18 protein-coding genes and 2 pseudogenes are annotated in these 21,927 nt (G+C 37.6%); 16 read left to right on the forward strand and 4 right to left on the reverse strand.

What is annotated here, in order from left to right; all coding sequences use genetic code 11:
- Positions 1-44: 44 nt before the first annotated feature.
- The 11 genes from EEL30_07410 to EEL30_07460 all read left to right on the forward strand — a co-directional run bounded on the left by EEL30_07410 (position 45) and on the right by EEL30_07460 (position 13,389).
- Complete coding sequence (locus EEL30_07410) at positions 45-734, forward strand: N-acetylmuramoyl-L-alanine amidase (GenBank protein ID QDX92200.1); 690 nt, start codon at positions 45-47, stop codon at positions 732-734.
- Position 735: 1 nt separating this feature from the next.
- The gene (locus tag EEL30_07415) at positions 736-1,401 is read left to right on the forward strand and encodes a lysophospholipase (protein QDX92201.1); all 666 of its coding nucleotides are present in this window, start codon (positions 736-738) and stop codon (positions 1,399-1,401) included.
- A gap of 45 nt (positions 1,402-1,446) precedes the next feature.
- Entirely contained in the window at positions 1,447-2,853 is a 1,407-nt protein-coding gene (locus tag EEL30_07420) for an MBOAT family protein (protein ID QDX92202.1), read from the forward strand.
- A gap of 80 nt (positions 2,854-2,933) precedes the next feature.
- The gene (locus EEL30_07425) at positions 2,934-4,028 is read left to right on the forward strand and encodes a hypothetical protein (GenBank protein QDX95697.1); all 1,095 of its coding nucleotides are present in this window, start codon (positions 2,934-2,936) and stop codon (positions 4,026-4,028) included.
- A gap of 1 nt (position 4,029) precedes the next feature.
- Complete coding sequence (locus EEL30_07430) at positions 4,030-4,536, forward strand: DUF4358 domain-containing protein (GenBank protein QDX92203.1); 507 nt, start codon at positions 4,030-4,032, stop codon at positions 4,534-4,536.
- A gap of 281 nt (positions 4,537-4,817) precedes the next feature.
- Positions 4,818-5,072 (forward strand): hypothetical protein, encoded by a 255-nt coding sequence (locus EEL30_07435; GenBank protein QDX92204.1) that lies wholly within the window; start codon positions 4,818-4,820, stop codon positions 5,070-5,072.
- Positions 5,073-5,565: 493 nt separating this feature from the next.
- A complete protein-coding gene (locus EEL30_07440; protein QDX92205.1) occupies positions 5,566-6,135 on the forward strand; it encodes a restriction endonuclease subunit S in 570 nt (189 codons plus the stop codon).
- Positions 6,136-6,154: 19 nt separating this feature from the next.
- Positions 6,155-7,747: a type I restriction-modification system subunit M gene (locus EEL30_07445; protein QDX92206.1), complete on the forward strand. Its 1,593-nt coding sequence runs from the start codon at positions 6,155-6,157 to the stop codon at positions 7,745-7,747.
- The gene (locus EEL30_07450) at positions 7,737-8,969 is read left to right on the forward strand and encodes a restriction endonuclease subunit S (protein QDX92207.1); all 1,233 of its coding nucleotides are present in this window, start codon (positions 7,737-7,739) and stop codon (positions 8,967-8,969) included. The genes EEL30_07445 and EEL30_07450 overlap by 11 nt, the downstream gene beginning before the upstream one ends.
- Before the next feature lie 22 nt (positions 8,970-8,991).
- On the forward strand, positions 8,992-12,153 hold the full coding sequence (locus tag EEL30_07455) for a type I restriction endonuclease subunit R (protein ID QDX92208.1): 3,162 nt from the start codon (positions 8,992-8,994) through the stop codon (positions 12,151-12,153).
- A 324-nt stretch (positions 12,154-12,477) separates the two neighbouring features.
- Positions 12,478-13,389: a restriction endonuclease gene (locus tag EEL30_07460; GenBank protein ID QDX92209.1), complete on the forward strand. Its 912-nt coding sequence runs from the start codon at positions 12,478-12,480 to the stop codon at positions 13,387-13,389.
- Positions 13,390-13,724: 335 nt separating this feature from the next.
- On the opposite strand, the gene EEL30_07465 is transcribed toward EEL30_07460, so the two are convergent.
- Entirely contained in the window at positions 13,725-15,023 is a 1,299-nt protein-coding gene (locus tag EEL30_07465) for an MFS transporter (protein ID QDX92210.1), read from the reverse strand.
- 150 nt (positions 15,024-15,173) lie between these two features.
- On the opposite strand from EEL30_07465, the gene EEL30_07470 reads away from it, so the two are divergent.
- On the forward strand, positions 15,174-16,568 hold the full coding sequence (locus EEL30_07470; GenBank protein ID QDX92211.1) for a DNA-binding protein: 1,395 nt from the start codon (positions 15,174-15,176) through the stop codon (positions 16,566-16,568).
- 192 nt (positions 16,569-16,760) lie between these two features.
- On the opposite strand, the pseudogene EEL30_07475 reads toward EEL30_07470, so the two are convergent.
- Positions 16,761-17,093: pseudogene (locus EEL30_07475) on the reverse strand (IS1182 family transposase).
- A gap of 464 nt (positions 17,094-17,557) precedes the next feature.
- Between EEL30_07475 and EEL30_07480 the strand changes: the two are divergent.
- Positions 17,558-17,821 carry an aspartyl-phosphate phosphatase Spo0E family protein gene (locus EEL30_07480; GenBank protein QDX95698.1) on the forward strand — a complete coding sequence of 88 codons (264 nt, stop codon included), beginning with the start codon at positions 17,558-17,560 and terminating at the stop codon, positions 17,819-17,821.
- A gap of 112 nt (positions 17,822-17,933) precedes the next feature.
- On the forward strand, positions 17,934-18,128 hold the full coding sequence (locus tag EEL30_07485; GenBank protein ID QDX92212.1) for a hypothetical protein: 195 nt from the start codon (positions 17,934-17,936) through the stop codon (positions 18,126-18,128).
- Positions 18,129-18,224: 96 nt separating this feature from the next.
- Here EEL30_07485 and EEL30_07490 read toward each other — a convergent pair whose 3' ends face one another.
- Positions 18,225-18,887 (reverse strand): hypothetical protein, encoded by a 663-nt coding sequence (locus tag EEL30_07490; GenBank protein ID QDX92213.1) that lies wholly within the window; start codon positions 18,885-18,887, stop codon positions 18,225-18,227.
- Positions 18,888-18,956: 69 nt separating this feature from the next.
- On the opposite strand from EEL30_07490, the gene EEL30_07495 reads away from it, so the two are divergent.
- On the forward strand, positions 18,957-19,721 hold the full coding sequence (locus tag EEL30_07495) for a M23 family metallopeptidase (GenBank protein QDX92214.1): 765 nt from the start codon (positions 18,957-18,959) through the stop codon (positions 19,719-19,721).
- Between the two features lie 177 nt (positions 19,722-19,898).
- Complete coding sequence (locus EEL30_07500) at positions 19,899-21,320, forward strand: XRE family transcriptional regulator (protein ID QDX92215.1); 1,422 nt, start codon at positions 19,899-19,901, stop codon at positions 21,318-21,320.
- Between the two features lie 94 nt (positions 21,321-21,414).
- Here EEL30_07500 and EEL30_07505 read toward each other — a convergent pair.
- Positions 21,415-21,789, reverse strand: a pseudogene (locus tag EEL30_07505) (hypothetical protein).
- Positions 21,790-21,927: the final 138 nt, after the last annotated feature.

A 21,927-nucleotide genomic window follows, 5' to 3' on the forward strand; every position in this document is an offset into this window, starting at 1 on the left:
ACGGAGCCTTGCGGATGTAAGAAAGAGGGGGAAAGGAGCAGGAAGTGATCGTCAAAAAGAAATTTATTTATATGGTATTGCCCGTATTTGTCATCTTTATTGTTGGGTTCTTATACAGCGACCCTAACAACAGCGATGCAAGCGACAGTTATGTAAACAAGAGCTATGCTAATCCACCAGTCTACAAGATTGTCATTGACCCGGGACACGGTGGAAAAGATCATGGCGCAAAGAGCGTCAGTGGTCAAGCTGAAAAGGACTTTACTCTGCAACTGGCACGAAAGGTAAAGGAGTTATTGGAGCAAGATTCGCGCATGAAGGTGTACTTGACCAGAAGCGATGACAGCTTTTTATCCTCAATTGATCGAAAGAGACCGGAATTTGCCAATCAGATGGGCGCAGATTTGTTTCTTTCCATCCATGGGAATACGTATACAGATTCCACTGTTTCGGGTACAGAAACATACTATTATCGTCCCGAATCTCTTCCGTTTGCTGAGAGCATACACAAGCACGTGATAGAAGTGACCGGATTTCGGGATAGAGGGGTGAAAAAGGAGGATTTTTTCGTTGTCAAAGACACAGAAATGCCGGCAGTACTGCTTGAAGTAGGGTATTTAACGAATCCGATGGAGGAGCAAAAACTGTTGAAAGAAGATTTTCAATATCGCATTGCCACTTCGATTATCGAGGGAATTCAAGATTATCTATCAAACACAAGAGAGGAAGACTGACATGAGAAATAAAACTTTTGCAATTATGCTGACGGGGGTCATCGCATTATCCTTGGCAGCGTGTGGAAATCAGGCAAATGAGCAAGCAATGGGTTCAGTGACTCAAGAAAGCAAATCCGTTTCCGATGCAAAAGAGCTTTCGTATAAAACCATGTTTCAAACAAGTGTATTTTTAGGGGATTCGATTATGGAAGGGCTATCCTTCCATGATGTTTTGGACGAAGCCAATGTGAGTGCAGGTGCAGGGAAAACAGCCGAATTTGCCCTGGAAGATGTCAACGATCTGGCAAAAAGAAATCCGAAGCACGTCTTTATTCAATTGGGATCGGATGACATCCTGTGGCCGACAGATGAACCCCTGAAATATTCGTATAAAAATTATGTAAAATTAATCGACAGTATCAAAGAAAGACTTCCTAAAGCAAAAATAACTATCTTATCGGTGACCCCAGTTACTGCGGAAGCGGAGAAGAAAGAACCCCGTTATCAAAAAATTGCAGAGTACAACAAGGGATTACAAGAGCTTGCTGCTGAGGAAAAAGTAGCATTCGTCGATTTGTCTCCGATCTTTACCAACAACCTCGATCTTTATGATAAGGACGGCATCCATTTTAACGAGAAATACTACAAGCTTTTGCTAGATTTATTAAAAGACTACGTGAACTGACATGCTGAAATCTATGATTGACTGCAGGTCAGGAGGTGACGAGCTTTGGTATTCAGCAGTCTCATCTTTCTTTACTATTTTCTGCCGATAACGATTTTACTCTATTTTTTAGTGCCCACAGCTCTGAAAAATGTGATTCTCTTTGCCGCCAGTTTGGTGTTTTATGCGTGGGGAGAACCTGTATACGTATTCCTCATGCTCTTTTCAACCGTCTTTGATTATGCAAACGGACTATTGATAGAAAACTTCAGGCACCGCAAAGGGATTAGCAGAGCTATTTTTATCAGTTCGCTTGCCGGAAGCCTGGGCATTCTCGGGTTCTTCAAATATGGCGGATTTGTCGTGGACAATCTTAATCACTGGCTTAGCCTGAATTTACAAGCTGCAGACCTTCCACTTCCGGTGGGAATTTCCTTTTATACGTTTCAAACGATGTCTTATATCGTGGATGTGTACCGTGATCGAGTGCCTGTACAAAAAAATATCCTGTCCTTTGGGCTTTACGTGACGATGTTTCCACAGTTGGTGGCAGGACCGATCGTTACATACAGCGGTATTGCCAAGCAACTATCCTTTCGAAAAGTGACGTTGGAACGATTCGGCGAAGGAGCGGAATTGTTTATCGGAGGACTTGCCAAGAAAGTGCTGCTTGCTAATAACATCGGTATTCTGTGGGCGAATGTGAAAGCGATGCCTGCAGAAGAAGTCACAGTTATTTCCGCCTGGCTTGGAATCATTGCCTTTAGTTTTCAGATTTATTTTGACTTCAGCGGATATTCGGATATGGCGCGCGGTCTAGGAAAAATGTTCGGCTTCGATTTTATGGAAAACTTCAAGTACCCTTACATTTCGAAAAGCATAACGGAGTTCTGGCGCAGATGGCATATTTCTTTAGGCACCTGGTTTCGGGAATATGTGTATATACCCCTTGGAGGGAACCGGGTAGGCATGCTGCGGCAGTTCATCAACTTGTTTGTAGTCTGGTTTTTAACCGGTCTATGGCATGGCGCCAGCTGGAATTTTGTGATTTGGGGCTTGTATTTCGGGGTGTTGATCATGATTGAAAAATGGATTCTTTTAAGCTGGGTGCAAAAGTCGCATGCCTTTGTCGGGCATGTCTACACGCTTATCATCGTGATCGTAGGATGGGTATTCTTTGAAATGGAGCATGTTTCTGACGCCTGGACATTCATCCAAACGATGTTCGGCTTCGGTTCGCATGGCGTATCTGATGATCAATCGTTTTACTACCTGTCCAGCAATTTGATTCTTTTGCTTTTGCTGGCCTTGTGCGCAACACCATTTCCGAGAAAGGCTGTTTTGTACGTGAGAGAAAAATTCCATTGGGCAGGAGGTATTGCTGTTTTTACTATGCATTTCCTTTTCCTGCTTCTGACCACTGCTTTCTTGGTCAATGATACGTACAATCCTTTCTTATACTTTCGATTTTGAAGAAGGTGGTTTTTCTGAACAGACCTAATCATTGGTATCCGCACATGCTCGCGATCCTATTGATCATTTTTTTATGTGGCATGTTGGCATGGAACCTTTTAACTCCAGATAAGCTCTTTTCGGAATCGGAAAACCGGAGCTTGGAGCAGCTAGAGAGCCTTTCCTCACGCAATCTGATGTCGGGCAAGTTTGCTTCCAATGTGGAGAAGTACATTGCTGACCAATTTGCGGCAAGGGATTTTTGGATCGGTTTGAAAACGGATGCGGAACGGGTTATCGGGAAAAAGGAGAGCCACGGGGTTTATTTGGGTAAGGACGGATTTTTACTGCAAAAATTTACGCCGCCAACAGACGAGAATCTGAAGGAAAGGGTAGCAGCAATCCATTCCTTCGATGACGCCACCCCCGATCTCCGAAAATACGTGATGCTTGTTCCCACGGCTCAGAGTGTGTTGGCCGACAAGCTCCCTTCCAATGTCTCGGATAATGGCGAGCTCGTGTCCAGAGGCAAGGTCCAACGATCTCTTCGTGAAAATATTCATATTGTTGATGTGTATCCAGCGCTTTTTGCCAATCGTGAGCAATCCATTTTTTATAAAACGGATCACCATTGGACTACCAATGGCGCTTACTATGCCTATCAGGCGTTGGGCAAGCAGATGGGGTTTGAGCCGAAAAAAAAAGAAGATTTCCGTATTGAAACAGTGACGAATGGCTTCTACGGTTCCCTGTATTCCAAGAGCGGTTACAGACACATGAAGCCCGACAGCATTGAGCTATATTTACCAAAGGATAACGATAGATACAGCGTAGAATATGTTGACGAACAGCAACGGTCGGACTCCCTGTATGTGATGGATAATCTGAAGAAGAAGGACAAGTACACAGTTTTTCTCAACGGGAACCACGGCCTGATTAAAATAGCGACGAGCAATCGGGAGGGCAAAAAACTGCTGGTTATCAAAGATTCCTATGCCAACAGCTTTCTTCCCTTTTTAACACAGCATTTTCAAGAAATATATGTCGTCGACCTCAGATATTATGAGGGGAATATCAAGAAGCTCATACAGGAGCAGCAGATTCACGACATGCTGTTGCTATACAATGTCCAGACGTTTTTTGAAGATCCGTCTATCCAGGCCTTAACAGAACAGGCGGAGGAGAGAGGGGAGTAGAATGGCAGGAATTTATTCGAGCATAGGTTGTGGTTGCAGGAAATGGTTGTCTTTATTCCTTGCTTGCACAATTCTGTTTTGTGGGATGTCTGGTTGTTCTAGTGAGGGAGAAGATACCTCCATTCATACAGCGATCGAGGTCGGAGAACACATCAAGCAAGCCGTGAATTTGGAAAAAATGAAGCAAGGTGATATGGCCAAGCTACAAAAGCTTTATCACATTGCTCCTGAGGAGGTCGAGGATTTCATCCTATTTACCGCTTCATCTAATGTGGAGGCAGACGAACTCTTGGTACTGAAAGTGAAAGACCTGAATCAGGTGGATGTCGTCAAAGAAAATGTGCAAAAACGAATTGAGGCCCAAACCCTTAAATTCAGAGACTATCGTCCGGAAGAATATCATCTCGTTGAAAAACATGTTTGGAAGGCGAAGGGCCAATTTGTTCTGTTTGTGGTTTCCAAGGAAGCCGATCAAATTGAACGTGCATTTGAAGAGGCTCTTCAGTAACAAATGCTACTCCTTATGAAAAAAATACCTCGGCTTAAAGGTCGGGGTAAGATCTAATCTGGTTTTATTTGAAATTCCGTCCGGTTAACGGGTTCGATAGTTCAATAAGAATATACAAAGGCAGCCGGCATACGTTGATCGGCTGCCTTTTCTCAACTAATAAGCAGGATAACGTCAGGACCATATATTGAGCTGGCATTGAAAGGTGTTATTACATGTAAGGGTATATCTTTTTCACAAAAGGAAAATGATGAGAATAAATCCTTTTTGGAGAAGATTCGATGGAAAACAATATTTTTACGGTACGCTTATGTCCATTTGAAGGTGAATCCCTTTCGAGTTATTTAAGACGTATCTCGAAAGCAAACGGAATTAACTTCTTATCCTTTTGGAATTTCTTGAAAACTGAACGAAATCATTACGCTCAGTATGACGATATCACCTTGTTGGATTTTTGCCCTTTAAACATAATAAACATAGAAAAACTGTCAAATACTATTCGCCGGGGCAGTGGCAGTCTAAGACATTATTTTTAAGTTCGTGGCTGCCGTTGCCTTTTTGTATTTGATCAGTCTAAATCTAATTAATCAAAACTTGATCAGTTGCTCCCTCTGAAAATTAGTACTACGTGAGGGTTTCCAGTCTAGTACATTATTTTAATCAAACAGATAGATGCAAAGAAAGTATCAATCCCAATTAAATCATGCGAACCATAGGAGCAGGGTAGGTCACACTCCGGTCGGAACGATGCGTAAATAAGATTCTGTGAGTTTATTTGTAATACAGAATGTATATAAGGGCAAGGGAAAACAAGTGTGAATTTCGTGAATAATTAATACATTATACCTATCGAGTCTGGCTCAAGTAGGTTTGCGTACACACCCTAGAATTGATGGGACATAATAATCATTATATGTAATTCATAAAAAATACATAAAATTATTGATTGAGTATTTCCAGACTGATATGATTTAATTGTAATAGAAAATAAGTAATTTTAAAGAAATACTTTTTTGAAGAGGGCGGGATATGAAGCTTGAAGATATTGTAACAGTTAAGATAGGAAGAAACTTGTCTAGAGGAAGCGAGAAAAATGATCTATCTTTAGTTGCTTATTCATACGAGGACTTAATAAATGATTTAGATGGCTCATTTTTAGACTCACAAGCTAGCTCTTATACTGGAAATCCAAATCATAAAGAAGGCTATTTAAGCAGTGCTGGAGACGTTGTTTTCAGCTTTGTTAGTTCCAAAGCCGGAATAGTAAGTGACTCAAACCAAGGAAAGATCATTAGCCAAAACTTTGCTAAACTCATTATTGAGCATGATCAATTGGATAGCAGCTATTTATGCTATGCATTGAATGAATCATATTCAATGAAAAAGCAAATGGCAATTTCCATGCAAGGAAGTACTGTGCCAAAATTAACCCCAGCGATACTAAAAGAGTTGGAAATCAAGTTACCAAGTATTGAGAAACAACGGACGATTGGAAAAGCTTATTTCTTTTTGAGAAAGCGTCAAGCTTTGGCAAAGAAACAAGCAGAACTTGAAAGGCAACTTTATTTAGAAGTATTGAAGCAATTAGACCAACAATAGAAAAAGTGAGGAACGCAACATGGCTGAATTAAACGCAAAATTATTTAGTGCCGCAGACAACTTACGAAGCAAAATGGATGCATCAGAATACAAAAACTACTTATTAGGATTGATCTTTTACAAGTATTTATCTGATAAGTTATTAGAAAAAGTAGTTGAAATAGCAGATGAATCATTAGAAGAATACAACACACAAGAGAAACAAACTCAATTGTATAGAAATTTATTAGCAGATAAAGAGATAAAAAATGACTTGATTGAAACTTTAGTGGATACATTAAATTATGATATTGAACCAGAGTATTTATTTAATATATTAGCCAATCAAGCCAAACAAAACACGTTTCAGTTGAATGACTTAAATAAAGCCTTTATCGATTTGTCTACCAAATATGATCAATTTAACGGATTGTTTGATGATGTGGATTTGAAATCAAAAAAATTGGGATCAGATGATCAACAGCGGAATATTACCATTACAGAAGTCCTGAAGAAACTAAATGATATCGATGTAATTGGACATAACGGCGATGTCATTGGGGATGCCTATGAATTCCTAATTGGTCAATTTGCCTCAGAAGCTGGTAAGAAGGCTGGAGAATTTTATACACCTCATGAAGTTTCTGACATGATGGCTCGTATTGCTGCAATCGGTCAAGAAGACAAAAAATTGTTTAGCGTATTTGACCCAACGATGGGCTCAGGTTCCTTAATGTTGAATATCCGAAACTATATTAAGCATCCAGATAGTGTAAAGTATCATGGGCAAGAACTAAATACTACGACCTATAATCTAGCAAAGATGAACTTGATTTTGCATGATGTTAATAAAGAAGATATGCGTTTACGCAATGGGGATACATTGAACAAAGATTGGCCGACAGATGAGCCTTATACCTTTGATGCTGTCCTTATGAATCCACCCTACTCTGCAAAATGGTCCGCAGATGATACATTCTTAGATGATTCGCGCTTCAATCGTTACGGGAAGTTAGCGCCACAATCAAAAGCAGACTTTGCTTTTCTTTTACATGGGTTCTATCATTTGAAAGATTTGGGAACAATGGCTATCGTCTTACCGCATGGGGTACTGTTCCGTGGAGCTGCAGAAGGTGTGATTCGGAAGAAATTATTAGAAGATGGCAGTATTGACGCCGTCATTGGTATGCCAGCAAACTTATTCTTTGGGACATCGATTCCAACAACAGTCATCATCTTGAAGAAAAATCGTAGCACTCGTGATGTGTTATTTATTGATGCAAGTAAGGAGTTTATTAAAGAAAAGAACCAAAATAAACTTTCCAAAGATAATATTGATAAGATTGTCGAAACATATAAGAAGCGCGAAAATGTGGAGAAATATGCCCATGTAGCTTCCTTTGATGAAATCAAAGAGAATGATTTCAATCTGAACATCCCTCGATACGTAGATACCTTTGAAGAAGAAGCGCCTGTTGATATGGCATCAGTTGGCTCAACTATTAAAGACATTCGAAAAGAAAAAGCAGAACTAGAATCTAGTCTATTTGACATGATTTCTTCGCTACACTTTGATGAAGAAAACGCAGAATGGATCAAGGGTGCATTAGAGGTGTTTAATCGTGAAAAATAACCATAAACCAGAAATTCGATTTCCTGGATATACTGGAGATTGGGAACAGCGTAAGTTGGGAGATTTAGCAGATTTCTCTAAAGGTAATGGATATTCAAAAAGTGATTTGACTGATGAAGGTAAACCAGTAATTTTGTATGGGCGATTATATACAAAGTATGAAACCGTTATTGAATCTATAGATACATTTACTATAGAAAAAGAAAAATCTGTAATAAGTAAAGGCAATGAAGTAATCGTTCCAGCTTCAGGAGAAACTTCTGAAGACATTTCAAGAGCATCAGCTGTTAGTAAACCAGGAATAATTTTGGGTGGAGATTTAAATATTGTACGACCAAGTAATGAGATTGACCCAGTATTCTTAGCCCTGACTATCTCGAATGGTAAACAGCAAAAAGAATTAAGCAAGCGAGCTCAAGGGAAATCTGTTGTTCACCTGCATAATTCAGATTTAAAAGAAGTTAATCTGCTTTTTCCGAAAAAAGAAGAACAAACTAAAATCGGTAATTTCTTTAAGAAGCTCGATGAGACTATCGCTCTTCATCAGCAAGAACTAACCACCTTCAAACAAACAAAACAGGGATTCTTGCAAAAAATGTTTCCAAAAGAAGGGGAGTCCGTGCCGGAGGTTCGATTCCTAGGATTTACCGGAGATTGGGAACAGCGTAAGTTGGGGGAGTTAGCAGATTTCTCAAAAGGTAATGGATACTCAAAAAGTGATTTGACTGATAAAGGTAAACCAATAATTTTGTATGGGCGATTATATACAAAATATGAAACCGTTATAGATTCTGTTGATACATTTACTATAGAGAAAGAGAAATCCGTATTAAGCAAGGGCAATGAAGTGATCATTCCATCTTCTGGAGAGACTTCTGAAGATATTTCAAGAGCATCAGTTGTTAGTAGACCTGGAATTATTTTAGGTGGTGATTTAAATATCGTACATCCAATTATTGATATTGACCCGGTGTTCCTAGCGGTTACCATCTCAAATGGTAAACAGCAGAAAGAATTAAGTAGACGAGCACAAGGTAAATCTGTTGTTCACCTGTATAATTCAGATTTAAAAGAAGTGAATTTATTTTTTCCAAAAAAAGATGAGCAAGTCAAAATCGGCAGTTTTTTTAAACAACTAGACGGCATTATCGCTCTCCATCAACGTGAATTAGATGCCTTAAAAGAAACGAAAAAAGCATTCCTACAAAAGATGTTTGTCTAAGCAATAGAAGTGAGGGAGAAACATGACAAAAATACCGCATAATGATGAAGCTGAAGTAGAACGTCGACTGATTGAAGTGCTAGGAGAAGGACATAATCAATGGAATTATCGTCCAGATTTAAAATCAGAAGAAGACCTATGGAAGAATTTGCGTCAAAAAATTACACAAAATAACTTATCAGAAATTGGAGATCATCCAATTTCTGATAAAGAATTTGACACCATTAAAACAGAATTACTATCAAAAACAAAGACACCCTTTGATGCGGCTAGATGGCTCAAAGGGGAGAATGGAATTGCTCGTATTACGATTGAACGTGAAGATGTATCTTTAGGTTCGATGTCTTTAGTGTTGTATTCCAATCAAGACATTGGTGGCGGAATCTCTACATATGAAGTCGTTCATCAGATTGCGAAACAAAAGGCAAAAGTTGATGATCGTGATCGCCGATTTGACGTGACACTCTTAATCAATGGGTTGCCAATTGTTCAAATTGAATTGAAGCAAGTCAGTGCCAAAGATGGCGTATTCCAAGCCTATAATCAAATTAAGAAATACGCAGAAGAAGGGTTGTTTAGAAATAATATCTTTTCTACTCTTCAAATATTTGTCATTTCCAACGAACAAACGACTCGCTATTTTGCCAATGCGTTGCCAAAAGACATACATAAGAAATTTGTCTTTAGTTGGCGGACAACGGACAATCGAAAAGTAGAAAATCTCTATGAATTTGTGAAACAGGTCTTAAATATTCCAGATGCACATCGCTTGATTGCCAATTATACGATCGTTAGCGAGGATCAAGACAACAAAACCTTAATGGTATTGCACCCTTATCAAATTCATGCGATTGAAGCCTTGTTTACATCTGCCATGAAACATGAATCTGGACATGTGTGGCATGCGACCGGTTCAGGAAAAACGTTGACAAGTTTTGTCTCTACGAAATTATTAGCTCGCAAACCAGGTGTAGATCGTACCATTATGCTTATTGACCGAAAAGACTTGGATAATCAAACGACGAAAGAATTCACCAAATTTGCTTCCGAGTTTAATACCGGTATTTCTTCTGATAATGCCAAGTCTAATAGCTTGATTGTCGGAACCGAAAGTGCGAAAGAGCTGAGTAATACTCTACTATCTGATACCAATTCCAATACAGTGATTATTACCACTCGCCAAAAATTAGAAGCTGCCTTGCGTTATGCTCAAAGACAAGAAGAACAAAAAGGCACCCAACGTTTTAAGAAACTACTAGGGCAACATATTGTCTTTGTCGTAGATGAATGCCATCGTGCGTTAAGTGCAGAAGGAATGAAAGAGATTAAGGGTTTTTTTCAAAATTCTACATGGTTTGGTTTTACAGGTACGCCGATATTTAATGAAAATAAAAAACAAGCTAAAGGCCAATTAGCTCGCACCACTCGTGATCAATATGGAGAAGTTTTGCACACTTATACTATTAAAAATGCATTGGATGATGGGGCTGTTTTAGGGTTCCAAGTAGAGCATGAAGATACGATTGAACCCACATCATTAAATAATTATATTTTTAATCAACTTCGTCTAAATGAAAAATACGCCAATTTTAGTAATGATGAAATTAACGATATGATCGATCAAATGGATGGAATAGAGAAGGAAGCATATCTTGAACCATCTACTTTCGAAAGTGATGATCATATTCAAAAAGTCATTCATAAGATTTTTCGACCAGATAATGCCTATATCAAATTTGACTTCCAAAACGGTCGCCCGCAAAAGTCTGCCATCTTAACAACAAGTTCCATTGATATGGCGAAACGCTACTATCAGGCAATCAAGGAAATGACCAAAGATCCAGAATGGTTGACGAAAGAATTTGCTGGACATCCAATCCGAACAGGGCGTACGATTGAAGATCCGGACTTCCCTCGGATTGCCGTCACCTATTCGATACAAGAAAACGAAGATAATTCCAAAAAAATTCAAGATGAAATGAAAGAAATTATTAAGGACTATAACGATTATTATAATACAGCTTGGTCGATAGAAGATATTGAACGATATAATGGTGATATTAACAATCGTTTAGCTCGTAAGAAAGCAGAATTCAAAGAATTTGGGAAACAAATTGACCTTGTTATTGTTGTGGATCGCTTATTAACTGGATTCGATGCACCCACGATTCAAACGTTATTTGTGGATCGAAATTTAACTTATGCCAATTTGATCCAAGCTTTTTCTCGGACCAATCGTACCTATCCTGGAAAGACAAAAGGATTAATTGTAACATTCCGAAAACCTTCGACAATGGAACAGAATGTAGAAGATGCGACGAAGTTATATTCTCAAGCACAAGAGGAATCTAATCTTGTTTATCCAACTTATGATGAATCGAGGAAACGCTTCCAAAAGGCTCACAAAACATTGAAAAAACTGGTACCAAATTCAACCGACATTGACGAGCACTCTCCACTTGAAACTCGGATTGAATTTGTGAAAGCTTTTCAGGAGTTAAATAATGCCTACGAAGCTTTAGTTACGTATGATGATTATAACGATGAAATGGATAAATCAAAAGCACTCCAAGAACAGGTAAAGACCTTAGAAGAATATATTGGCGTGTACAACACGGTTAAGGGATCGCTAGTCGATGAAAGGGACGGTGATAGACCAGGAGGACCAGATTTCTCAGACATTGAATTCTATGGAGAAAATGCGATTAAGATCTATGATATTGACTCAACCTATATTGACCGATTATTAGAAACGTACTCAGCAAATAATCAGAATATCCGTGACGAGATCGAAAAAGTACTTCAAAAACTGAAAAAATCAGAAATTGTTAAAGAGGTATACCGTGCGATTTTAAACGCCATTGATGCCAAAGAAATAAATTCAGAGGAAGATACTTTTGTAGTGAAACGACGTTTCTTCACCGAGTCCTATAATAAAGCGATTGGAGAATTTGCGAAAGCTTGGTTTGTGGATGAAGGAGAGCTGCATTCATCTGCTGTTCAATATGTAATAGGATCAGAGCCTATTCCAAATATCGGGGGAATTATTGACAGTAAGCAATTTGATAAGTTTAAAGCCGTACATCCAGATGCAAAACCGTTAAAATATGGACCAGAAATGAAGCGTCAGTGGAGAAAGACGTTAGATGAAGTCATTGTACCTTTGAAGGATGAGTTGAGATAAAATCGTCTTGCAATTAATGTTTTTCTTTAAAAGGGGTCATACTCGCAGGAATGCTTGACTTGGCCGCCAACGATCTGAACTACACTTACAAGGGAACAACGAAAGCGATTACTGCATTTGCTAATACACCAAATTACAATTGATGAAGATCGTAAAATAGAAAGCATTCAACTAAAGCTAAATAATGAAATACTTGAAGAATTACAATTAGGAACAGGAGACTTGTCTACGGACTAATCTTCTGTTCCCTTTTCTGTTTTGGTGGCAATATAATTACTAATTTTTTGTTATATTGATTATAGAAAATAGAATGGGGGAAACAGTATGGCTGTTCCGGGTTATCAAGATTTTATGTATCCATTTCTTAAGCAGTTAGAAGATGGTAAAGAGTATAGATTACAGGATTTATATGTGTTGCTAGCAAATCATTTTAATTTAACAGACGAAGATATTGCAGAGAAACTCCCAAGTGGTAAGCAAACTCTATTAGTTAATCGAATTGGATGGGCTAGAACTTATTTAAATAAAGCAGGGTTAATTAAGATAGTGAGAAGAGCAGTATTTAAAATTACTGAAGAAGGGTTAAAAATAATTAAAGATCCAGCTTTGACACGAATTGATAGAAAGTTTTTGACTAAGTATGAGAGCTTCAATGAGTTTATTAAAAATACATCATCTGATAAGAAAACACCTGAAGTATCAATCGATGGGGAACAAACTCCGCTCGAATTAATTGATTACAACTATAATGTATTGAAAAATGAGCTTCAAGAATTGATATTAGAAAAAATTCTAGAATGTTCTCCAGCCTTTTTTGAACGTTTGATTGTCGATTTGATTGTAGCTATGGGCTATGGTGGGTCAGTAAATGATGCTGGAAGAGCAATTGGTAAAACAGGCGATGAAGGAATAGATGGAATCATTAAAGAGGATGTATTAGGTTTAGATATGATCTATTTACAAGCGAAACGCTGGAAAGTTGATTCAACTGTATCAAGACCTGCTATTCAAGGATTTGTAGGTAGTTTAGTTGGAAAGAAAGCTTCGAAAGGAATCTTCATTACGACAGCTAAATTTTCTAAAGAAGCTAGGATCTATGCTGAGTCAATTGATAAAAGAGTAATTCTAATTGATGGACAAGAACTAACTAATTTGATGTTTAAGTATAATGTAGGGGTATCTGATGAAGAAGTTTATACTACTAAGAAGATTGATTTGGACTTCTTTGAAGAGTAAAAACCTTATTTGGATATATTACGGAGAACCGTATCATAAGTAACGGTATGTGCTGTAATACAAGGCAACTGTTCTAAAAAGTTAGTTGTATAAAAGGAGTGTGGAATAATTCATTTAATAAAGCCCGCAATATATCATGATAAGCTCCCCTTAAAGTAGACAGGTGAAATAATAAAAACCTGTTGCTCTAAGGGGAGCTTATCAATAGTTCATGTGGTCTTAATTTTAGTTTTACAAAAAGTGAACTCCTTATTGAGAATTTTTTTGTAATAAAATACCCATTCATTTTGGATACCATCCATTATTTAAGGTGATACCCCCAGGTATAAGTATATTTAAGTGGTTATGGATTTATCTTCCTTAGACTCTTTTAATACTTCTGTTTTACTAAACGTATTACGGTTAAAAAGACCAACAATAACAGCTACTGTCGTCAAAAGCGCAGCCAAAAGGTATAAATTGGCCATACCGAATCGATCGGCGAACCATCCCAGCATTAGTAAAGAAACACTAAATGTAAGATTGACCATAACATCCAACGCAGCCAATACTTTAGGCAACTGGATAGCATTTATGCTCTGCTGAAAAAGAGTTCTTCTTATAACAGCAGCTATTTCTATAGGCGGTCCAGTTAACGTCATGAGAACGAGGGCAAGTAAAGGGTGTGTATTAAATGCAAAAAACACAGCTAGTAGGATATATACGGTAAATCCAAGTAACATGAAGATAAAACTGCGCTTTTGTAGCCGTTTTACCAAGGCCACTACAAGAAGACCCCCTACAATTGACCCGGTAAAAAAGGAGCCATTCATGAGGCCTAGCCAGCTTTCATCACGATTCAGGACCTGCTTGACGAAAGCCAATACAAACACGCCAATCCAGGCTGTTCCCCCAATGGTGTCCAATGTATCAATGATGGTTAGTGTCCGAATACGTCGGTTATGACCAATGATTTTCCAACCTTCTGAAAAATCACTCCAAAATGACTCCTTTCCCTCAGTAGTCTTGTCCGTTCCTTTTAAATTCTCCTCTTTATCAAGCTGTTTTTTCTTCTCTATACTCATGTCCAGAGGATCTTTAATAAAAGCTGTAAACACCATCGCTATAAAGTAACAGACCAACGCCAACGTGAGCGTAGATTGGGAACCAATCAAAACAACAATTACCCCACTTAGAGCCCATCCAGCGCATTTTACAATATGATCACTTACGGAAATTAAACCATTTGCTTTCATCAATCCTTCACCCAATGCTAAGCGGGGCACAAGGGCATTACGAACTGGATTGGTCCACCCATCCAGAAAGGACATTCCAAATACAATAAGGAAAACAATGGGATATGATCGCTCTTCTGGAACCATCCAAAGATAAAATAACAGCATCGCAAACAGAACGAACTGTCCGAATTGCGAAACAAGTAGTATCGTAGGAAGTCTGTACCGTGAAAGTACCAGTGGTGCCAATAAACCACTCAACGTTTTAGAGAAAAAACGGAATAAAGGAACAAAAATGGTTATCATTAGCGAATCAGTGCTATTTAATACCAAGGATATCAGGCCCATCAAATAAATAATGTCAGCCATGTTTGAAAGAGTCTGAGTCCCCCATAAGTAATAAAAAGATCGTGTAATCATATTTTTTCCTTTCATACATAATATTTAATCATTTTAATATTTATTCTTTATAATCTTTCCACCTTTTTTATAACATATATTACTAATAAATGGTATTATAAGTTAAAATAAAAAATCTTACAGTTTTGAAAATAGGTGGGGATTTTTAAAATGGGTTCAATAAAAACGTTACGCTCTGAAATTGAAAGGAGCATGATGTTATTCGGTTTTAGGCTTACACAATTTAGTAAGTTAACAGAAATCCAATCAGGAAATCTTAGTTACATACTAAAAAAAGATCGACCTATAACCTTACCGCAACTTGATCGAATTACTAAAGCGTTTGGGTATGCTGAAGGATGGTTTTATCCATTATATGTGGATGACTGTTTTTCAAATGGAAAAGTGGTACGTCATAAAATGATTTCGTTCTTAATAAGATGTTCAGAAATCAATAAATTTGATTGCATTGATTTGGTCTTACAAAAGCTACTTGAAGATCAGAAAAATATTGGTATTATTTTCTCTGTTGCAGAAGCATTATTTGAGAATGGCAATGGAGAAAAGGCAGGATATTTTTATCAGCTCGTAATTGAAAATGAAAAAGAAAGCCATTCTGAGCGATTAGCTATTATCCAGTACAAATTATTTCGGATACTACAGGGGGAAGATGCAGAGGAAAATTGGAAGGCTGTAATACGATTTGAATCTTATCGAAATCGAGTACCAGAAAATTTTCAGTTAGACGCTTTGCTTCAATTAACCACGGTTTGTTTTACGTTGCATAGATGGAAAGAAGTAGAAAGATATGCTGATGAATTAATAAGACTGACAAAGATTGTTTACCATGATGAGCTGAGAAAGAGTAAAAGTAATATCGTTGATCCCCTTAAAACAGAACGACACCTTGTTGTTTATTACGGACAGGGTTACTTATTAAAAGGTGTATCTTTAGAAATGCAAGGGTTATATGAAGAAGCAAAAAAATATGTGCATATTTATGCTGATTTAGGATGGTTTGAATTTTCAGACGATCTTGGACAAGAAGAGATAGAAAAATTTCGCATTTGGGGTAAAGCAAATATGTATACCCTAGATTTGTTACTTGGAAATATAGGAGTACTATCTGAGTACATAGATTTCTTAATCCAATACCCAAATGAACAAACAGCAGGATTTTTGACGATTATGAAGTCAGCTAATATACATAATTTTTCGGTGGATGATATCTTAGAACGTTTTTCAATCGAAATTAGAGGTTTCGATGCCTTTAGAGACCCCATAAATATAAGTAGGCATTTACACTTTCGGTATCAAAAAGCTTTGTATGAATATCGAAATGAGCGGATTTCAAGAGGGATAGATGATACTTTACGATGTCTTAGTTTATCTGATATAGTAAATCACCACCAAGAATATAAACGATGCGTAGAGTTGCTTTGGAAATATCGAAAATACGCATCTAAACAGCAAAAAGAATACTTTGAAACCATTATTATGAAGGGAGGTCATAAAGATGATAAGATTCCTACTTTCTTTAGTTATGGTAATTGGATTAACTTATAGTCTTGCTCAAGATGAAAGCTCAATTACAGTATTGGCAAAATCTAATCATAGTGTAGGAGCATATACTCATGGTGTAGGCGGGTAAATGATTAAAGAAACAATATAAAAAGAGGCTGTCCCAAAAGTAAGTTCTAGCTCACTTTGAGAACAGCTCTCTTGAGAAAAAAATGAAAAATGGCGGTGTTAGGGGTGCTATCCCTGCGCCGTCATTGCTTGTTTTTGATCTACTGCCGCCTTTTTGAGCAAATTATGGGCAAGCGAAAGCCATCCGACCTCAAGGCTTACCTTCGGCAAGCCGCGAAGCAGAAAACGCCGGAATCCCCGGTTATTCTTCATTTGCCCAAACACGCTCTCCGGCTCAATCATCCGCCGAACGGACAGGGCATAACCTTCCTCGCTGCGGAGTCTTTCTCGTGCATGCTGCTTGTAACGCAAGTACCTCAAACTGACGCTGATTTCCCGATTTCCTTTCGCTTTCGTGCAAGATGCCTTGAGTGGGCATCCTTCACAGCTCTCATTTCTATGAATAGATCCGCTGTGTGTAGGCGTAGATATGACCTTGGCGAGCATCTTGGGGTGATAGCTGTCTCGCCCACCACGGGGATATGCTGACTCAAAAATAGCGTCGTCTAGCCGGTTAATGGCTTCGTTGACGACGCGAACCAAATGATGAGGAGGAATGTCTTCTTCCAAGTCCATTGGCAGGCAAAGTTGGTCCATTGTATATTGAATGTACAAAGAAACCGTTCCTTTCGTATATGGTGGGGTGGTACCTCCATTTTACCAAAGGACGGTTTCTTTTTGATCTTCACAAGACAAAAAGCTGTCCCTTAGGTCTATAACCTTTTGGGACAGCCCCTTTTTAACATTTTATATGTTTTTCTCAGTCGGTGGTTTGCTGTAGGTTAGTATATAGTTTAATTAGTAAATTTTGGTTCAAAGAGGAGGAGGTTGATATCAAAAATGATAATCACGAAATAGAAAAGGACATTCCTCAACCCCATAGTAAAGGAACGCCCTCTTCCAAATCATTACATTATGCTACCACCACTTTATCACAGAATGATTGCGATTTACAGCAAGCTACAGAAACTTTAGAAGCTTTACGCCATAAGTTAGTGAAATTATTTTGCCGAGAAGGTTCATTCTCAAGTCCAGAAGTCTTACAAATGAGCCGGCAACTAGATGAGTACATTGTAGCCATTCAAAAAAGATCAAAGCTTACGGAAAACTACACTGGTTGTCGGTTATAGAAGTTACAAGCGCTGTACACCGGAATACCTTTGGATAACAGCAGCCGTTTCTCATCCTTACTTATATAGGTCTCTGATTAACATTGTGTATGTATGGAGGAGGTACAACGTTATGGCTCTAATTTGGGGCGATTCAAATCCCTTGATTGATTGTACAAGTTATCAAACAGCCCAGCCAAAAGAGAATAAAACAGAAATTGCATACAACCAAAAATTAACTCACAAGGTTGTTTACCAGTCATTGAAAGACAGTACTGGTTTGAAAAAAAGAGATGTGCAATTGGCAAGTAAAACGTTGATGATCTAAACAGGTTCCAAGGTATCATTAGAGGCTTAGGTTATGGATCTAGTGGGTAAAGGAAAAAGGGTATTTCTTATATATAAGAAATACCCTAGCTGACTATCAGTTTAAAATCTCAATGAATTCCTCATGAGTCATCTTCTTGGAAACGTTGTAATCGAGTAATTTCAACAGGAACCTACGGTATAATTCTTCCTGCTCATTTTTTGGCTCAGGGATTACATTATCTGCTCCAGCCACCATTGGCACGAAACGATCATTAAAAGTTTCCATATTGTCATCAGCATTCAATGTCACTTGTAATTCTTTTGTCGTTCCATCTTTCAGTAATAGATCATAAGTAACTTTCACCAAATGCCCAAGGTTTTCTGTATTACGTTGTGTATTTACTTCTTTCACAGTGACCGATTTTGCCGGTAGTATCCCTTTCTTTAGGAGATCAACATAGCTTAGATATTCAGGATGATGGGTTAAATTCTTTTTGAGTTGTTCTTGTTCATCTTTCTCAACATGCCAGGTCAACCGACAATAGGATTTCCACAACTCTGCTTCGCTGGACTGTTTGAAAAGAACAGGCCATTCGTTAATAAGTAAATTGGTCATTCTGCTCAATGTACTGTCTGTATTCTCGACTCTTTCTAAAATTTCAATTTTCTTTTGATAATTCTTCCTTTCTTTTTGAGAAGAGACTTCATTTGAATTACCACAAGCTGAGATTGCAAGAAGGGTCACAAATACAAAAGAAAAGAATATTATTTTTTTCATTGTCTAACCACCCTTATAGTCGTTTTAACTTCGTGGTAAATTATATAATTTTAGGAGGTAAATGGAAAGATGAGGAAAAAAATATTAGCAAGCGTTTTGGGATTATCCTTACTAGCTTCTCCATTTATGAATAGCAATCAACAAGTATACGCTAAAGGTGAAAACCCATATGGCGACTTTAACTGGTATTACGTCACCGACGTAACTGATTATAGTAGAGGATACTCTTCAAATCATAGAGGTCTGGATATTTTAGCGTATAAGGACCCTGTATACAGTCCACAAGATGGTAAGGTGCTCAGTGCTGGATTTTTTAAGGATGGCGGAAACTACATAGCCATCACGACTACTGACCGATCGCCTGATAACGATAAGAAACTGGTGATTAGAAATTTGCATCTGGAATCCAAAAAAGTAAAAACGGGCGAAAAGGTAAACAGAGGACAAAAAATTGCTGTTTCAGGAAATTCAGGAGAAGATACGGATGGCTATCACCTTCACATCGATGTAAATGATGCTGAAACATTTGATGGAAAGAAATTTACCAGATCAAACACTATTGATCCTAGATTCTTTTGGCCACGCATTTTTGACGGACCAACCTTGTTATCAAAGGATCATGCTGACGATTCTAGTCATCTAAATGAACCTGACTATGACAATCCCGAATTGTATTTTGAAGATACCCTTGTTGAATATGTAGGGGAAGAATCGTTCTTAAAGTGGCTTTCACATCAGCCAGAAGATGAAAAAACACTTAATAACTTCAAGCAGGCTTTCAACATTTCAGATGATTTAGAGAAGTCGTTGAAAGACAAGGCTATAGAGGACTAATAGTCACAATAATTGGAATCGATAAACAAGCAGACTGTCAGTATAGTCAACACGTCACAAATAAATCATCCAAATAGAGAACTCGATTTCTTGAAATTACAACGAAATCGAGTTTTTTATTTAATGAAAAAAAGGACAATGGCAGCCATTTATTCATAAGAAGGAGTGTACGTTCACATGATTATTACAAATCATGCTCTAAGACGATCACTGAGGTATGAAATCACAGCGCGTTTGAAAGCACATGAATACACGATCAGTAAGCTGAGTGAATTAGCTAACATCAATAATCCTACTTTGAGCATTTTTTTAAAAGGAGTTAATGCACGAACAATAAGGATAGAGCAATTAGATGCTATTGCAATTGCTTTTAATGAGTCGCCCGGATGGTTATATGAAACCTATCTAGAAGAATGTTTTTCACGTGGAAGAGTATACAAAAGAAGAGTGTGTCCTTTTTTGATAAGATGTGTTGAGATAGGCAGATATGATTGTATTTACGAGGTAGTCTCTAGGTTGTTAGATATGCGTAATAATATAGATGTTCTTTTTGATGTCGCAGAACAGTTATTTCAGAAAAGCAAGCAGAAAGAATCCATCTACTTTTATAAGTTAGTCATTGAAACGGAGAAAAATCAATGGTCAGAGAGTTTTATTATGAGTCAATATCGTTTGTTTAGAGCATCACTGGGTACAAATGTGGAGGAAAATTGGAACGCTATAATAAGATTCGAAGCTTACCAAAAAAGACTCCCTGAGAATCATCAATTGGATGCCTTATTACACCTAGCTCATGAATGTTTTAAATTACGGAAATGGAAAGAAGTAGAGGATTTTGCAGACGAGTTAAGAAAAATGGCTACCTTGATCCATCAAGATGAACTAGGTAAACGGAAAAGGGCACGGAATGATGAGCCTCTTAAAACAGAGCGTCATCTGGTTGTTTATTATGGACAAGGCTATCTGTTAAAAGCAGCATCATTAGAGAAACAAAAATTATATGGAGAAGCAAGAAAATTTGTTTCTGACTATTTAAATCTAAGCTGGATCGATCCATTAAACAAATCAGTACAAGCAGAAGTCCATAAATACAAGATTTCGGCTACAGCAAACTTGTATAGGCTAAATCTCCTCATTGGGGACATTTGTGTTCTTGATGACTACATCACGTTTCTTAAACTTCACCCTTCAGAATTAGTACCTGGCTTAGTCACCATCATGAAAGCAGCCAATAAGCATGATTTTCTAATAGATGACCTATTGAAGAGATTTTCAGAAGAAATTCGTTCTTTTGATGACTCTCATGATCCAATTAACGTAAATCAGCATCTACGTTTTCGCTATTATTTAGCTACCTATCATTTTCAAAATGAACGTTTTGAAAGTGGAATAAAAGATACTCTCCGATGTCTAGATTTGTCCATAGTTATGAATAACCAAAAGAAGTTTATCCAATGTGTAATACTTTTTGAAGCACATAGATATCACGCCAAAGATCAACAAATTAAATGGTTTAAAAAAATAATGGAGGAGGTAAAGAATGACAAAAGTTTGTTTGCCTTCGAGGGGCATTGTTTGGGTTTGATAACGTTGGACTAAGCCCCTAATAAATAGGCTATGTTAATGAATATTTTTGATATGTTTAACGAAATGAGTAACTTCTAATTCAAAGAAGTTACTCTCCTCAATTAAATTAATTTTTATCTTTATCCTTATTTTTATATCTACTTGCTAACTTCATAGCGAGGAACTGAAAGAATCAAATTCAAAAAACTAACCAACATTAATATTTGATATCGAGTTAGTGGCTTAAAATATCCACCCATTGTTCGTTTCCCATCATCTTGCTAATGAAATAGTATGAAATTATTCCAGATACTATATTGCCAATAATTAGAGGAATTGAGTTACTAAAGAATTTGCCGAAGAAAGCAAGAAGCGAAGTCGCTACAATCATTATTAAATAGTCAAGCATTAAACGATCAGCAAAGTCTTGGTGCATTGAAAAATAGACAAATGGAAAACAGTATAAACAGACTAGCAAGGTGCTAATTCCTATTTTTTATATTTTCACCTTTTTTGTAATTTTAAATAGAACAAATATATAACCGAATCAATTTCATAAATCAGAGCCCTACGGGCCCAAGAGTTTTTGAGCATAGAAAAAGGAGTACCTCCCCAAATCTCTAATAAGTTAAGTGCGACC

Source organism: Brevibacillus laterosporus (assembly GCA_007833815.1).
In the GTDB taxonomy this organism is placed as follows: domain Bacteria; phylum Bacillota; class Bacilli; order Brevibacillales; family Brevibacillaceae; genus Brevibacillus_B; species Brevibacillus_B laterosporus_D.